This is a genomic window from Paracoccus sp. NFXS7 (genome assembly GCF_040148865.1).
Taxonomy (GTDB): Bacteria; Pseudomonadota; Alphaproteobacteria; order Rhodobacterales; family Rhodobacteraceae; genus Paracoccus; species Paracoccus marcusii.
The window spans coordinates 1-16,472 of sequence record NZ_JAKEKV010000006.1 but is presented as its reverse complement, the minus strand read 5'-3'; the positions used below and the strand labels follow the sequence as shown (position 1 = coordinate 16,472).

At 55.5% G+C, this 16,472-nt stretch carries 11 protein-coding genes and 1 pseudogene; 5 read left to right on the top strand and 7 right to left on the bottom strand.

Going from position 1 to position 16,472, the window contains the following annotated elements; all coding sequences use genetic code 11:
- Nucleotides 1-66: 66 nt before the first annotated feature.
- From LZ686_RS11135 to LZ686_RS11105, 7 genes and pseudogenes are all read right to left on the bottom strand, one after another.
- A complete protein-coding gene (locus LZ686_RS11135) occupies nucleotides 67-525 on the bottom strand; it encodes a hypothetical protein (protein WP_349547836.1) in 459 nt (152 codons plus the stop codon).
- The gene (locus LZ686_RS11130; protein ID WP_349547835.1) at nucleotides 525-2,468 is read right to left on the bottom strand and encodes a hypothetical protein; all 1,944 of its coding nucleotides are present in this window, start codon (nucleotides 2,466-2,468) and stop codon (nucleotides 525-527) included. Before LZ686_RS11130 ends, LZ686_RS11135 begins: the two co-directional genes overlap by 1 nt.
- Before the next feature lie 25 nt (nucleotides 2,469-2,493).
- Nucleotides 2,494-2,691, bottom strand: coding sequence for a CxC ATPase DNA modification system associated small protein (locus LZ686_RS11125; protein ID WP_349547834.1), 198 nt, complete (start codon nucleotides 2,689-2,691; stop codon nucleotides 2,494-2,496).
- A complete protein-coding gene (locus tag LZ686_RS11120; RefSeq protein ID WP_349547833.1) occupies nucleotides 2,681-4,666 on the bottom strand; it encodes a DEAD/DEAH box helicase family protein in 1,986 nt (661 codons plus the stop codon). Before LZ686_RS11120 ends, LZ686_RS11125 begins: the two co-directional genes overlap by 11 nt.
- A 1,681-nt stretch (nucleotides 4,667-6,347) precedes the next feature.
- Nucleotides 6,348-6,506, bottom strand: a pseudogene (locus LZ686_RS11115) (sigma factor-like helix-turn-helix DNA-binding protein); the annotation flags it as partial.
- Between the two features lie 785 nt (nucleotides 6,507-7,291).
- Complete coding sequence (locus LZ686_RS11110; RefSeq protein ID WP_349547832.1) at nucleotides 7,292-8,374, bottom strand: GTP pyrophosphokinase; 1,083 nt, start codon at nucleotides 8,372-8,374, stop codon at nucleotides 7,292-7,294.
- Nucleotides 8,375-8,985: 611 nt separating this feature from the next.
- Nucleotides 8,986-10,125, bottom strand: coding sequence for an aminotransferase class V-fold PLP-dependent enzyme (locus tag LZ686_RS11105; RefSeq protein ID WP_349547831.1), 1,140 nt, complete (start codon nucleotides 10,123-10,125; stop codon nucleotides 8,986-8,988).
- 139 nt (nucleotides 10,126-10,264) lie between these two features.
- Here LZ686_RS11105 and dndB point away from each other — a divergent pair, with 139 nt between their 5' ends.
- The 5 genes from dndB to LZ686_RS11080 all read left to right on the top strand — a co-directional run bounded on the left by dndB (nucleotide 10,265) and on the right by LZ686_RS11080 (nucleotide 16,360).
- Entirely contained in the window at nucleotides 10,265-11,356 is a 1,092-nt protein-coding gene (gene dndB, locus LZ686_RS11100) for a DNA sulfur modification protein DndB (protein ID WP_349547830.1), read from the top strand.
- A complete protein-coding gene (dndC, locus tag LZ686_RS11095; protein WP_349547829.1) occupies nucleotides 11,340-12,905 on the top strand; it encodes a DNA phosphorothioation system sulfurtransferase DndC in 1,566 nt (521 codons plus the stop codon). Before dndB ends, dndC begins: the two co-directional genes overlap by 17 nt.
- The gene (dndD, locus tag LZ686_RS11090; protein ID WP_349547828.1) at nucleotides 12,902-14,905 is read left to right on the top strand and encodes a DNA sulfur modification protein DndD; all 2,004 of its coding nucleotides are present in this window, start codon (nucleotides 12,902-12,904) and stop codon (nucleotides 14,903-14,905) included. The genes dndC and dndD overlap by 4 nt, the downstream gene beginning before the upstream one ends.
- A complete protein-coding gene (gene dndE / locus LZ686_RS11085) occupies nucleotides 14,902-15,303 on the top strand; it encodes a DNA sulfur modification protein DndE (RefSeq protein ID WP_349547827.1) in 402 nt (133 codons plus the stop codon). Before dndD ends, dndE begins: the two co-directional genes overlap by 4 nt.
- Nucleotides 15,304-15,940: 637 nt before the next feature.
- Nucleotides 15,941-16,360: a hypothetical protein gene (locus LZ686_RS11080; protein ID WP_349547826.1), complete on the top strand. Its 420-nt coding sequence runs from the start codon at nucleotides 15,941-15,943 to the stop codon at nucleotides 16,358-16,360.
- Nucleotides 16,361-16,472 lie beyond the last annotated feature (112 nt).

Sequence of the window (16,472 nt, the reverse complement as noted above, 5' to 3'; positions counted from 1 at the left end):
AAAGCCTGTTTCTGTCAGTCGTGCTCGAGCAACATTCACGGCGTGTTGTAAACTAGGCCGTGCCGGTCAGTCAGCAAAAGCACCTTCAATAAGCTGAGCGTAGTCACGTAAAAACTCCTCCCCCGAATAGGGCTTTGTTTCACGTTCGCTGGAAATATAATCGTAACCACCGCTCGCATATGCGTTCATACGCCGCATGCCTTCATCAGTCAGTTGGTTGGGACTGTGTGGGTTGACTAAACGCTTGAACATATCGCGTACCGATTCACGTTCAAATACTTCAATGCCGGCCTTCTTGAGTTCGGCCATTACAAGAAGCCCGATCAGGAAACGACTCGCTTCTTTGTAATCCTCGGGGAAATTCTCGACCATCTCTGTGGTGGCGCCGACTTCGTTGCTCCGCCCACTAGCGAAGCCAGCCAAAAGACAAAAATAATATCGGTCGAAATCAACCTTAAAATGTTCAAAATTCTCAATTTTGTTGAACCAAGTGCGCGCATCGTTGCGCATACGGAAACGAGCCATCAGATCTCCTCCACATCGGTCACGTCAAACTGCATGAAGTAATCGCGATCCTTTACAAGTGTCGCGGACTCTGTCTGAACGACACCTTGCGTCGGAAGGTTTTCTTCAAGCCGCTTTGTACCATCTGTGCGACGGAACATGGTTAAGAACAAACAATCGTCTGACGCCTTTTCGAGCGCCTGGACGAAACCGGGCCGCTCGGTGTTAATCGTAAAGCCAACAAACTGCGTACACAGGTCAGGAATGAGCCTCCCAATCTTTCGACGCACTCCCTCGTCGATAGGTCCGGCCGGACTGTCAACAATCAACGGAAAATCATTATTCCCACGATTTAGTGCACTCATAAGAAAAGTATAGCCGACCGACAATTTCTGCCCGGCACTAGCACCAGTTTGATTAGCCAAGTGGAGCGACTTGTCGATCCGTTCCACGCGCAGCGGATCATTGGAGAGCACGACTTCAAGGCGCTCGTTTGTGGCCCGCAGCAAGTCAGCGCGGATCGCGTCGCGCGCAAGCAATTCGGCGCTTTCGAAGATAGTTCTCAGTGCATCCGTCTTTTTTCTTAGCTCAACTGTCTTACTGAGTTCCGCTATCTTACCCTTAACTTCATCAAGTTTCCTCTTGACGAGCTTTAGTGAAAGGATTGTACCCCCGGTATCTTCCTCGCTAGAATCGTCAATATCGTGAAGCGCTTGCTTGTAGCGATCAAGATCAATCAGCAAGGAATCTAGCGTGGCTTTCCACGCTTCGAGTTCAGCGTCGCCTGCGTCGATGAGTTTCTTTGCGAGAAAATCAAGCGTCTGCTTAGCTTCCTTCTGCTGGCGCTTTGCAGCGGCGAGTTCCTTCAGCCCAGCTTCTAGGCGAGTGTGGCGACTATCCTCCTCGGTTGGGGACACAAAACGTGTGATATCACTCTTGAGCGCGTTGATTGTCGCGGACTCATCGTAGTCAAGATAACCCATAGCACGCTTCGTGATTTCTTTGGCGGCCGCTTCAGTCATGGGGCGGCCGCAGATGCATTCCACATCTTTCACAAGATCATCGAAGAACTGTGCTGAGCTGGTTTCGGGCAGGCGTAGATTGTCGAGATTATCCCTAAGGAGAACAAGTTGTTCGCAGAATTTTGGATGTACGGCGAGCGGCATTCGCATCAGTCCCATGACACTTCCAGAGATGGTGTTCACCGCGTTATCGGCATTTTGAAGGTTGAACTGGGCTTCACCATGCTGAAGCTTAGTAGCTTCAACGCTTCCAATTTTCTCAGCAATCTTTTTTTCAAGCTTAGCTGCTTCGACAGTGCCAGCTTCGACCTTACTCGCTGCAATTGCTCTAGCCCGTATTAGTCTCGTTTGCTGAGCAAGAAGTGCGTCGTGCGTGGCGTTGAGCTTTTCGAGCGCGTTAGCGCTCTTAGGACCACCTTGGCTAGTTGCCTGTTTCCATTGTAGCTCCACCGTATTTGAGACAATACTGAGCAAGTCGAGCTGACATAGGGCTCCAATAGCTTCATCGGCACGCTGAGTGCCTTGCGTGAGTAGGTTATCGGCAAACTCACCGTCAAATATGAACAGCTCAAGAAACGCCGGAGTTAGAAACTGGAGCATATTCGCGGGCGACTCCCATCGATTTTTGACGCCGCCGCTATGCGGCGCTGTTGTTCGATATGAGGCACTTGCGGCCTTAAAGTCGAGGATCAGTTCAAAAGTCAACGGCTTGCCATTGACCAACAGCGTCACGCGAAATTTGCCGGTTTCGTTGGTCGCTCCTGGCCGACGTAATTCGCGGATCCGTGCAGGCGTCCAATTGACAGCTGTTCCGGTCAGCGCGGCGCGCAGCAACTCGAGTGTTGTCGTCTTGCCTGTACCGTTGGGCATTTGGACGAGCGCGACACGGGCGGGGGTGCCATTCTTACCAGTGAGATCAATAGTGATGTCGGGACAGCGCATTCCCTCAACCATCCAGCTAGCAAGACTAATCTGCATTATCAACTCCAGGCAAAACGATTGCCGCCATTACATTTTGGTAAAAACTGAGATCCTGCTGCTCGCTACTTTCGCCAGTACTCAGAGCTTCAAGCCAGGCAACTAGACGTTGCGCAACCTGGCGAGGCTGATCAGCCTTTTCGGCTGCATCGTACAGTGCTTTCTTAAGCGCGGGATCAAGCGCCATTTGCATCCCCCCTTCTGACTTGCGACAAAGCGGTAAGCCATTGGCTCCGCTCCTGATCGGCATTGGGAACCGAATCTGTAGGACTTGCAGGTCGCACGAAGTCGATCACGAGCGCACGCTTATCGGGCTGCCGCGGATCAATGCGAAGACAGCGTCCAATACGTTGGATGGTTTCGAGCCGCGCACGTGCTGACGCGAACAGCACAACTGTGTTAAGCGACCGGATGTCGATCCCTTGCGATATCCGGTGGCAGGTGATGAGACAATCAATCTTACCATGCGCGAAATCGACCAAGTGCTCACGATCATCTTCAGCGTAATAAGTGCGATATAAATGGGTGAAATTGTGAAGTAACTCTAGGATTGGCACTCCATATTCCTTCGTCTCCACGAAGATGATGCAGCGCTCCAAAACATTGGGGTGGTCTGGTAGAAAGTTAGCGAAGACCTGCGGTTTCATCTCGGCAGTTTTGTAGACTTTAGCTATCTCGGTCCATATTTCTTCCTGGCTCATTGGCCGGCCTTCGCGAGCACGCGCCGCTTTCTTGGCATAGACGGCCTGAAGGCGGTCGCGATCGGCTTGGGTCAGGTCATAGTTCAAGGGCAGGTAATCAAATTCGGCAAGTACGCCGCGCGAGATCGCCTTTTCAAGTGGAAACTCGTAAAGGACGGGACCGAGTTCAGCTGCGATGAAAGCATTGCCATTCTGGTCATAGGCCCGTTCTGGGGTAGCGCTTAGACCGACCCGATAGGCAAACGCGGCATGCCGCCCCTGTAGTGATTCAACTAGGCTTGGCGTGGCAAGGCCATGAACCTCATCATGGATGATCAGCATTCGCCCCTTGACGTTGTCAGGGAGGCGATCGATGACTTGGCGCAACTGCTGGCGCGAAATAACCAGAAGTGCGTACTTCGGGTCCAGCGCGAAGTCACCAGATTCGTGATGGCGCTCAAAATGGCGGTATAGCAGCCAATTAGGACGGCCATCTGCGATCCACTCTTCGAGCTCACCAGACCATTGGTCGAGTAGGTCGGTGCCTTCCATTGTGATGATCGCGGCATCGATCGCCTTATTGACGATCAGCGATTGCATTATCTTGAGTGCGGTCCGGGTCTTGCCCGTGCCGGTCGCCATTTCAAGAATGCCGGCGCGTGCGGAGAGGAAGGCTGCCACGGCTTCGTCCTGATGCGCCCAGCGCGGATCGCTGGCAGGTGTCGGTATTTCAAGCTGCGTCGAGCGCGGCGCAATTTGCCGTGGAGCACGCTCGCGGAGCTTGGCGACAACCTCCTTTGAGGGCGCTAGCACTGACAGTCCGGTGGCTAGATTGTCCCAGGCTTCGTCAAACTGCTCGGTCTTGACTGCAACCCGATCCTGCTCACCGGAGATCCAATCGCAAAAAACGTCGATCGATTCATAGTTCCGACGATGGCCGCTGATCGTCTCGTTGGCTGACCCTGTGAAGGCCGCTCGGGTGCCGTCGACAAAATCAAACACACCGATCTTCTCATGAAAAATCCCTGGATCATCGACATGCTCAGGAAACGCGAACTTAAGCTGTAGGCGGTCATTGGCAACCAGCCACGCAAAAACACTTGCGCGCAGCGCGCGATCATCCGGAGCATCAAGTAGCGCAAGGATTTCTTCGAAGACCTGATCAACAATCACCGATTGGTACGCCGCAGTTTTCTCTGGATCCTGCAGAGAGCGCAGGGTGGCGGCGTCAGCTGGTGAGAGCTCGGGTGACGCGATCAATTGAACCGTTAGCTCGCCTTCGCGAGCGAGCCGCAACAGCGCATCAGTCCAGCTGAGGAGGGCCGACGTTGAGAAATAGCCGACGGCACGTCGATAGCGCGAGGCGCGCATCAGACATGGCTGGAAAAAATCTTTGGCAAGGTCATCGCTGCCACTGCGGTAATGGCTCTTGAGTGCCATTGGTTTAGCCAAATCATCGCGTTGTCCAATCAATTGGGTCATGACGCGATCATTCCTCAAGCAGCCAGTCGAGCGTGGCTCTTTTACGCTCAGCATCACGCGCGCGCCGTTGCGCCGCGAACAACTCGGCAAGCGGATCATCGTCGTCGGCATCCATCGGTTCCCGGACGTACGAGTGCGAAAACATACCGGCGAGCGCAGCATCTTCAACCCAGTCGTCGCCGCCGTGGGTTGTCGCACGCTCAGCGAGTTCCTGGCCTATCGCACTCGTCCAATCTGCATCAGCACCCAAACGCGCGAACGCAGCATCAAGACGATGGCACAAGTCAGCGGCAAGTGGCGTAGTGCGATGCGGTCGCTGCCAACGGTAGCCTTTGTGCCCGACCTCCTCAATAGCGCCAAGTCGCAAAAGTATGGCTACCAGCCCCGCTCCGCCGTGCCAGCCGATCCCGCGCCCGGTAAGGCGATTGCCGGCGACCCAATTGAATTGTCCAATCTTTACGGCGTAGTGGCACGCAGCAAATACACGGTCAAGCTCTGGGAGTTCATAAGCTGCGCCATGACGAAGGCTGTTTCCTAAGTCGTAGCGTCCCTTCAGCTTTTGGAGCCGCCGCCATTCCTGCCGCTCATGTTCATTGATTGGCCACTCATTGATCGTAGCAATCGCCAAGAGCGATGCTAGAGTTGTATCATCACCAGAATGGCGTGCCCAAAGACAGAGTGAATATTCGATTGCTGGCGTCCAAAAGGGGAAGATGCTCCTTGGTTCACCAGCGTAGCGAGCAACGGCGTAGTGTCTGGCCTGCGTATCATTAAATAGCACTGGCCATTCTTGCGGCATGTTTTCCAAATAGCTCTGGATCTGCTCTGGTAGCGCGTAAACTCCGGGCAACGCCCGGACGAATAGATCTCGTCGAGTTAATAGGATTGGACCGATGCTGTTCGCCGAGCGGCCATCAGGCAAAATCGCCATGGCATCGTCCATCAGCTCGACAAGCCTGGTCGGTCCGCGACGACGCAAGGTCGTCTCGAGCGCTTGTGCAATTGTGCCCGGATCCTCGGCGCGGTTCGGGGTCGGAGCTTTGATCGCAACGGTCTCCGGCAGCGACGCGCCTGCAGTTCCAATCGCTGACCAACAACCATCCTCAATTTCGAGAAAGAGATGAGGCGCCGCATCCATGACAATCTCTGCATCGCGTTCGCTGCAAGGATCATCCTCGAACATAGCGCGGTAACGCTGGACCAAGCGATCGAGAAAATACAGTTCTTCGTCTGCAAGAAGTGCGTGCAAGCGAACCAATCGTGTCAGTCGCACTCCGACGCGCGACGGCATCAAGTAATCGTAGAGTACCGGCTGGTTATGAATCAATATAGCAGCGGCCCTTGCCGCAGGAACTACATCGGCCGGTACCAACAAAACGAGGGGTTTCGGTAATGGACCATCGACGGCCTCAGTCAGAAGTTTACCGGCGGTTTCTATTGCGGTGGCATCGGCATCGGGAGAGAGCCAGCCATGTGGCATAGGGTATGCCACCTGGTCGAGCCAAGCATCGAGGTCCAGTTTCTGAATATCAAGCGCAAGGCGGACATACGGATCAAGCCCCTTACGGCGGTCTTGGACGTCTTTGCGGCGAAGCAATGTTTCGCCTCCTACGAGGCTAAGCCAGGCCTTTCTTCCCTCACGATTCAGAAGTTCGGCAATCGGCGCTCGAAGAACACGGATCCGGATGCGTTTGAGCGATTTGGCCTCGATCTGGCGGATTCGCTCTCGCGTGACTGACTCGTCGCTACCAATCTCCTCGAGTGTTTCACTGGTCTTCTGACCGATGCCGTTTCGGCGACGTAAAATCCTTTGCGCTCGCGGGTCGAGCTCGGCAAGCAGCCATTCGAGCCGACCGACTAGATAGTCATGCTCTGGCGTAGCAAATTGAGTGGGTAAGGGCGCAACGGTCTCAACGGCGGCGCTATTTCTTAAACAGGGCGAGCCGACTGCGACATGGTGTATGGGCTCCGGTCCGCCCAGCAGCCACGCAACCAAGGGTGCTGTGTCGACTTGCCCCGCATTGTGCAATCGCATGGCGATGTAACGATCACAGAATTTTCGAAACTCATTTACCGATTCACGCCCGCAATTGGGCACCCGCAACATCTTGCCAATCGTTGCCTGGAAGTTGTCAATTGCATTGGTGAACAGCATGGACGACAGCGCGGCTTCATTCAGCGCATTGTCAAGACGCGCCGAGAAGAGTTCACCGCGCATTGCTTCGGCAACCGTCTCGTCTGCGAATAATGCGAGCAATTTCGCGCGGTTTACGGCTGCTTCAGACGGGCTTGGAACCGGAGGCGCGGTAATTCCTGCGACGGACACGGCATGCACAAGTGCATCCAATTCACTCGCGGTCTTGCGCCCAAAGTTGCGAATGCCGCCCATCATGATGCGTTGAGCTTCGGCACCGGCATTGAGATAGGCACCGACTGTCTTCAAAGGGAGCGAGTCTGCGTAGGTTGCTGCAAAAATCGAATTGCGCAGTCGCACCGAAACGTCGTGCTGTTCAACCAAAGCAAGCAGTTCATAGTCGCGCACGTCAAGGGCGGGTTCGTCCATTCTATTGCTGCCAGCCAAATGATCGAACGCCTCGGTGAATTGGCGCAGACGGTCTCTTTGCATCAGGCGACAGCCTGTGCTTCGACGACTTGCGGAGCGTATTCCTTGAACGCGCGCGCTAGCGAGTAAAGCCGTCCCGGACGCTTCGCTCCACTACTAGGTGACAGGGCCTCTTCGATCGTCGCCGAACCTATCTGGAGAATACCAATTAGGACAAGGTCTGCGGATGCACTGTTGAGCCCGAGTTCGGAACGACCGGCTTGCTCGAGATAGGCATTGAAGGCTTCGATAGCAGCGGCGGCAAGTTCGGGCTGGAATGCTTTGTCACTGGTGGCCTTGTCGATTTTTTCGACCGAGCTCAGACCCAAGATCATGGCTGCGTCGAAGGCCGGTCCGGCGTTGACAGATAGATCAGCATCTGGAAACGAAGGGCGTAGTCGGGCCACAAAATCATGGACGTCGACAAAGTCACCGGTCTGTACTGTCATGCGGGCAACATTGGCAGCGAGCAGTCTTGTTATCGTGGCATCACCGGCACGGGTCAGGTGCCCCAATGCTTCCAGCAGGCCGCGTTCAGCATCACTTGGCCCTTCGCCTTCCGGTTTGTACCCGATGTCGTGCTCGATCTCATTCCAGACGTGGGCCATCATAGAGCAAATCTGGATCTCGCAACTGGCCCCGCGTAGGTTTTCATAATTGCCGAGCAACTCACTTTCTCGGAGGTGTACTTGGCAGTGGGTAGCGCGATAGAACTGGCCTACCGCGGGGGCGAGCTTGTCCTTGAGGTCGACTTCTATGGCTCCGCCATCAGCGCCGCAGAACAGTTCACTGATCGCTTCTGCGGCGCGCGCTTCGTCTTCCGGTCGATATGTCGCGATCCGAACGCCAGCAAAATCACCGATCCGAGCGAACACATCGTCGACTGTCGCAAATTTCTTATCAGGACGGCGGGCGAAGCGGCGTAATTTGCCCTCGAAACTTCGGACCGTTTTGGTGCGCGACGTGACCTGCGCACGAATGGCGTTGTCTTCGACAACGGCCGTTCTGCAAAGGTCCGCCACGCGACTAGCGAGCTTAAGGTAACGGTCGCGCTCACGAACGTAGCGCGCTACAGCCTCGTTGATAACATTATCGCTTATCGGCACGCACAACCTCCGTTCCTTCGAAACTGCATGCTTCGAGCTTCGGTGTCGATAGAAAACCAGGCAAAGCTCGCTAAGTGAACCAGTCCGCTGTCAGCGAACTGTGGTTGTTCGTTCTTTGTTCTAGCGAGTGAGGAATTCCGACCGTTCCGGGGTCCCAGTAGACCCACCATGCCTCGCTTCGCGTCGGCTGAGTTCGGTCGGCTGCTTGGTCGCCCGGCTCCGTAGGGATTGCGTCGGGTCGAGGGGATGGCCGCTTCTGACCTAGACCCCTTTTAGCCTAACCGCCCTGTCACGGGTTGAGAGTGCGGCATAGTGCCCACCATCGACAGTGGACACTATGTAAGTGGCGTGGCGTGTCGGACGAAGCGGCTTTGGACGAATGAGGAGGAGCAGTCGATCTGCTTTCAGGCGGTGGCACAGGCGTTTCGGTGGCCTAGGTGGCGCGGCGCTACGCGGTCAATGCGAACGTGATCGTCAATTGGCTGCGCGATCCCGCTACGCGCCGGACCCTGCGGCGGTGCCTGCGCCTGCGGTGGGGCCCTGGCCTGCTGCCGGTTCCATGGACGTCGGATTAGGCTGAATAGCGCGGACCTCGAACTCCCGCTCCTAACCTAAACCAATATCTTCAAACCCCTGATCGCCTTTGCGAGTTCATGCCAGGGCGTTGGCGGCTGAAAGTGGTTCCACGAAAGCCGGACGATCGACTCAATCGTTTCTTTATCTAACCCCATGGCGGTCAAAACATGGGAGGCCTCGCGCCGCGCAGACGTGCAGGCAGACCCGTTAGATATTGCCACCTCGTCCCGCAGGGCTAACATGAGAGCCTCAGAATCTACGCCCATAAATCCCAGAGACAGGACGTGACCCAATGCATGGCATTGATCACCTATTAGAATGGGTTTGAGGGGTTCAAGCTCCTTTAGAGCCATTTGCCGTTCCGCGATGCAGGCGTTCCGCCGCAACAAGTGATCCCGCAAAGCAATCGTCGCCGCAGCACCAAATCCAGCAATCAGTGGAACCGGCAGTGTTCCTGGCCGCAAGGTTCGTTCCTGCCCCCCACCAAGCATCAGCGGCTTAAGCGGAGGCCGTTCGTACCCTCTACGCCGCGCGATGAGGGCACCTACACCTTTGGGGCCGAACAACTTGTGTGCGCTGACTGAGAGCAAGTCGATCCGAGCATGCCGTGGACCTTCGAGGTCCTTACCGAAGCCCTGGACCGCGTCCACGTGAAAGTAGGCGGTATGATCCTTTAGACCGCTCGCAATGTCTCCAATCGGTTGCAGAATGCCTGTCTCGTTGTTTGCCTGCATTACGGAGACAAGCAGCGTGTCGTCCCGAACCGCTGCAAGAATGTCCTCCGTCAACACGCGCCCTGACTTCCCAACGCCAACGATAGTCAGCTCAAAACCTTTTTCTTCCAGCGCCTTCATTGGCTCGAGCACCGCTTTGTGTTCAATCGCTGTGGTAACAAGGTGTTGCCGACCAGTCTGGCGACCATGGTCGGTTAGACCAAAAATGGCCAGGTTGTTCGCCTCGGTCGCTCCGGACGTGAAAATCACCTCGGATGGGTCCGCGCTGGCTAAGGTGGCGATCTGCTCTCGTGCAAGCTGTACCGCCTTGTTTGCACGAGAGCCAAACTCATGCGTGCGGCTCCCGGCGTTGCCGTAATCCAGGTCGAAGTAGCGCAGCATGACTTCGCGGACTTCAGGCTCAAGGGGCGTCGTGGCGTTGTTATCTAGGTAGATCGGCATCTTCTAGTTCAGCTCCAGTGTACCTGCCCGGAGGGTTAGCAGATTGTGCCTCGCGGTTCAATTTGCATGTTATCTGTTTGTTATTCCGTTTGACAAACAGTTTTTGACTTGGCAGAACCCGGGAAACGCGGGAGGGACCATGGACGACGCATTTCACTACGCTTTTCCTGCGATTCGTGGCGTCCAAGCTGGTCGTGAATACTATGTTTCGATGTGCCCGCTCCGCCTGATTCCAAAGATCTTTCTCTTCGACGAGGAGGAGCTAACACCTGAGTTGCGCTCTCAGCGAACTCTGAACAAGGCGCGGATCCCGGAGATGACGCGATACCTTACCGAGCAAGAAGACACCTACGTCTTCTCGGCCATCACTGCGTCGGTCGATGCCGAGCTTGTGTTCGAGCCGGTTTCGCAAGACAATGATCGACTAGGGGTTCTTCGGATCCCGATGGCAGGCACGTTCATCATCAACGACGGACAGCACCGACGGGCAGCCATCGAGGCGGCACTGAAATTGAACCCAAAGCTTGGCGAAGAGAGCATCGCCGTCGTCTTCTTCAGTGACATCGGTCTAGCACGATCTCAGCAGATGTTCGCCGATCTAAACCGTTACGCGATCCGCCCCTCAACCTCGATTTCGCTGCTCTATGACCACCGCGATGCCGGTGCTGAGATGACACGGCGTCTGGTTCTCGAAGCTGAGCCGTTCCGTGATCTGGTAGAGATGGAGCGCAGTACGCTCTCAGCGCGCTCGCGGCGACTGTTCACGTTCAGCGCGATTTATCATGCGACCAACGCGCTCCTCGCCGATGCGAGCGACGACACTGAAGCAAGCCTTAAGACAGCCAAGGCCTTCTGGGAAGAAGTTGCAAAGCAGCTGCCGGAGTGGAACCAAGTCCGTCGTGGCCGTCTGGCATCAGGTGAGGTGCGGCAGGATCTAATTCATTCGCATGGCGTAGTCCTTCAGGCACTCGGCAAGGCAGGTGCGGCACTATTGCGCGAGGCACCGAAAGATTGGAAGGGCCGCTTGAAGGCACTCTCAGAAATTGACTGGTCGCGGAACAGTCCGATATGGGCAGGCCGTGCGGTGGTCGGTGGTCGTCTTTCAAAGGCGACACAGAACGTCACTCTTACAGCAAACTACATCAAGAAAAGCCTCGGACTTGAGCTGTCACCAGACGATCAGCGCATTGAGGACGCATTTGAGCGGGGAGACCATGAGCGAAACACCTAAATCAGCAAGGCAATCCATCTTTAAGTCCGCCGGGTTTCAGGAAACGCTTTCTCAATCGATTGAGCAGATTCAGAAAACATACCTCTCCGACCAGATCCCCTGGGTAATCGGCTACAGCGGTGGCAAAGACTCAACGGCAGTGTTGCAGCTGGTGTGGCTGGCTCTTTCAAAGCTTGAACCCAAAGATCGCCGAAAGATTGTTCACGTCATTTCGACCGACACTCTGGTGGAGAATCCGGTAGTTGCCGCGTGGGTCGACCGCTCTCATGAAGTCATGGGTGAAAACGCGGCGCAGTTAGGTCTGCCAATATACCCGCACAAGCTGACGCCCGACGTCCAAAATACTTTTTGGGTCAATTTGATCGGGCGAGGCTATCCCGCACCTAGGCCAAAGTTCCGTTGGTGCACCGAGAGAATGAAGATCCGACCGGCGGATGCCTTCATTTCCGACGTGGTCAAACAAAATGGCGAGGCGATCGTCGTTCTTGGGACGCGCAAGGCCGAGAGCTCAGTTCGCGCAGCGCGCATGACGGCGAATGACGAGGGGCGTTTCCGTGAAAACCTGAGCTCACATAGCTCGCTTCCAAATGCATTCATCTACAGCCCGATCGCGGAGTGGACCAATGACGATGTATGGCTGTTCTTGCTTCAGGTAAAGAACCCTTGGGGCCACGATAATAAGGCCCTTCTGAGTATGTATCAAGGTGCCTCGCAGGACGCTGAGTGTCCCGTAGTTCTCGACACGTCAACACCGAGCTGCGGTGACAGCCGTTTTGGCTGCTGGGTTTGCACACTCGTCGAAAAAGATAAGTCGATGTCGGCGATGATCCAGAATGACGAAGAAAAGGAGTGGATGGCTCCGCTGCTAGAGCTGCGCAACGCGCTCGATGAGCCTGACCACGACAAGCGTGACTTCCGTAGGATGAGCGGGACGGTGCAGCTTTTCAACAATGACAGCCGCCCGATCCCTGGTCCATACACACAAGCCACCCGAGAGGACTGGTTGCGTCGACTGCTTGTCGCCCAGGAGATTGTCCGCAATCACCCCAAGGCGCCTCAAGAGGTTCGCGGAATTGAGCTTGTGACACAGGACGAGCTCCATGAAATCCGTAGGATCTGGGTCGCAGAAAAGTACGAAGTCGAAGACCGTTTGCCCACGATCTATGCCGAAGCGACGGGGCGGAGTTTTGCCGCCAAACGGCTGGACGACACGCAACCGTTCGGGGCAGAGGAAATGACAATTCTGAAGGATGCTGCGGGCGACGATCAGATTCACTTCGAACTGGTTCGTGAACTCTTGCAGGTCCAGCGAAGCTACCGAACGTCAAGTCGGCGTGCGAAGCTGTTCGAGCGTTTAGAGGAAGCTTTCAAACGCGGCTTCTACAACAACGTCGAAGACGCAACCGGACGCGCTGCGCGCCGACGCGATCTTGGCGCCTTGTTGGAAACAGTCGGCGAAATCGGCCATGAGGGCGAGACCGCCGCAAGAGCACTTCAACTAGAACTCGAGGAGCTTGCAGAAGTTCAGAAATTGGAGGACGCGAAATGATCTTGGACGAAATCGTGCTACACAATTTCGGCGTCTATCGCGGGCGGCATCAGTTCGAACTGACTCCCGTATCGGCTGACAAGCCGATCATTCTCATTGGTGCCCAAAACGGTGCTGGTAAGACAACTTTTCTGGAAGCTCTTCAGCTTGCATTTTTCGGAAAGCTGGCAAGAGGCCGGCTGCGGGGAACTGGCGCGTATGAAGACTACCTGCGGGGAGCGATCAATAGGAATGCCCCGTCGGGCGATGGGGCCGAGGTGAAGGTGAAATTCCGCCGAACGATGGATGGGAAAGAGCAGTTCTTTGAGATTCGCCGCGCCTGGTCCGCGAGTGCCCGCCGGGTGCGCGAGATATTCGAGGTGGTGGTAGATGGAAAGCTCGATCGCGTCCTGACCTCTCAGTGGAACGATTTCGTCGATGAGTTGCTTCCTCCACGCATAGCACCGCTGTTCTTTTTCGACGGCGAGAAGATCGAACACTTTGCTGATCTGGACCGGTCATCCAAAATTATCGGCACCGGTATCAATGCTCTACTGGGCCTAGATATCGTTGAGCGACTGCAGGTCGACCTCGAGGTTCTAGAAGCTCGAAAGCTTGGCGACAACGGGAGTGTGGATCTCCGTGAAGAGCTTTCGATGGCGGAGGCCGAATTACGGGAGGCCGAACAACGCGTTCGAGCAGAGAATGATAGCGTTGCGAGCGTTCGCGTGAAAGCAGAGCGGAGCGTATTAATGCTGGAGCGTGCTCAGGTGGCGCTGGAAGCAGAGGGCGGCGATCTATTCGCGACTCGGGAAGCGCTAACTGCTGAGCGGGCGCGACTTGACGTGGGGTTGGAGCATGCCCGCAAGGAACTGCGGTCTTGGGCTGCGGAAGGAGCGCCGCTCCTCCTCGTTCCAGAGCTGCTTGAGTCTGCCGCGAAGCAGTCCGAGCAGGAAACAGAAATCGAAGCAACCGGAGCGCTCCTGACGTTTCTTGCTGACCGCGATCGGTCGGCACTTTCGAAGTTTAAAGATCTTGGTGCGACAGATGATCTCATCCAAGAGGTCAAAACGTTTTTCCTGCAGGACCGTGAGCGATTGGAACAGACGGCGTCTCAGGAAATGCATCTATTTTTGAGTTCATCTGCACGAGCGGCGCTTGCGACACTTTGTGGCGAAGGTCGTGCTACTACGCTTGATACGCAGAAGGCCCTGCTAGAACGTCTCGATGCTCTGGAAGAAAAACGGGATGACCTTGAGCGTAGGCTTGCCTCTGTTCCGGCTGCTGAAAGCGTCGCGCCACTTGTTAAGGCTGTATCGGACGCAGAAGGCGCACGGAGGCAGGCTGACATCGAGCTCGATCGGCGCGTTCAGGCTCGTGACGCCGCGGATCGAGACGCGGCGGCTGTTCGAAAGCGCTACAAGGCTAAACTGGAAAAACTCATCAATCTTCAACTTCAGCGCGAAGACGCGAGCCGGTTGTTTCAGCACTCGGCTGCAGTTCGTCAAACACTCTCACTTTTTGCGACGCGAGTCATCCAGCATCATATTCAGCGGATTGAGAGCCATATGCTTGAGGGGCTGCAGGCGCTTTTCCGGAAGGATGATCTAGTCGCCAAGGTAACTATAGATCCAAAGACATTTGCGATCGAATTGCACGGCAGCGACGGGCATGTTGTAGCCCCAGATCAGCTCTCAGCAGGAGAACGCCAGCTGTTTGCCATTGCTCTTCTTTGGGCTTTGGCAAAAGCATCGGGTCAGGCCGCACCGACGGTGATCGACACGCCGCTTGGGCGATTGGATTCACAACATCGGACACGCCTTGCAGAACGTTACTTCCCGTACGCCGGAGAACAGGTGATTCTCTTATCCACCGACGAAGAAATTGACGAGCGGCTTTATCAAATGCTGGCCCCGCATATTTCTAGAAGCTTTACGATCACGTACGATAGTGATGGGAAAGGTAGTCAAGCAAAACCTGGCTACGCCTTTGCCAGCAAAACTGGGCTGGAGGCAGCATGATAACGATTGAGACCGTTCGAATCGACGAACAGGGTCGCGAACAGTTGATTAGGTTGAAGCGGCACACTGGGATCGAAACTTGGAATGTACTTTGCCGATGGGCCCTTTGCGCGTCCCTTGCGGAGCCGACCAAGCCGCCAGCCCGCCAGTTCAAGGGTGAGGCGGCGGTAGAAATCGCATGGCGCGTCTTCGGCGGCGTACATCACGAGATTTATTTGGCTCTGCTAAAGCAGCGCTGCCTGCAAGACGGCCTAGAGCTTGACCAGGCAACGGTTCATGAGCAGTTCCGACTGCATCTTCATCGTGGGCTTGGCTACCTTGCGTCGGATCGAAGCGTACGTTCAATAGGTGGCCTGGCCCGAAAGCTGGACGAGATCGACGCCCCAGCGGCGGCGTGACGTGGCCGACTTGCCCGACCTGTACGAGTTGGCGAGTGACCACTTTACGTATGCGGACCTGTGTCACTGCAGCGACACCTGGCGCAGAACAGGTGTAGAGAACGCTCCACAGGAACTCGACACCTACCGGGCCATCTCTGAGCTTTGCGCGAAAGTGCTTGAGCCGGTAGAGAAGGAGTTTGGTCGGATTGCGCTCACGTATGGCTTCGCAGGTTCAAAACTCACTCTTAAAGTTCATGGGCGAATTGCACCACGGCTCGATCAGCATGCTGGACACGAACGGCGAGTTTCGGGAGACTATATATGTCCCCGGCTTGGTCAAGCGGCAGACTTTCGAGTGCCAGGGGTATCGTCGATAGTTGTGGCCCGCTTCCTCGCCACGATGGTGCCATTTGACAGGCTCTACCTTTACGGAACTGATAGGCCGTTGCACGTTAGCATTGGACCGCAGCATGCTCGTTCGATCTTTGAGATGCGCAAGTCTGGTACGCGCCTGATCCCACGCAGGTTGAAGGCGACCGATTTCTCTGTATCGGATTGAAAGCGTGCTATTATCGCCCGCTATTGGGCGGCGCAACGGGCAATGCCGGATCATGTTTGACCTATGTCTCTTCAAAACCTAGCGGATGGGTATCCAATGCGAGAATGGACCGCCTCTGATCAAATGCTCCTTCAAACAGGACGCTATGACCTGGACGATGACGGAAAGCTGAAGCTTCGATACACGGCAATCGATCCGATGGATCGCTATGTTAAGTGTGGTTGCGGAAAACCTGATTGCTGGATGAACGAGCTCCGCCCTTTACGCGAGCACATGAATGCGCTCATTCAGACCATCCTGTCCTGTGGCCAAGAGGGGCTAATTGACGGCGGTCAGAATCCGTGGTCAGGCACAGTTTACTCGCTACATATGGCAGTCAGTATCGAAGATGTCTTCGTCGATCCGTCATACATCGATGAAAGCGCGTCAGATCTTTATTGGGAGCCCGCTTGGGCGTTCGATAAGGAGCAGCGCGAAAAGTCATCAAAATACGTTGCAGCGTGCTCTGCCCCCTGAGAACTGGACCGTTTGAGGCTGGAGTTTTCGGCTAACCTTCCCTGGCTGGGAGAGGAGCGGAGAACGATGAAGGCATCGAAGTTTACGGAAGCGCAGAAGGCGTTCATCCTGA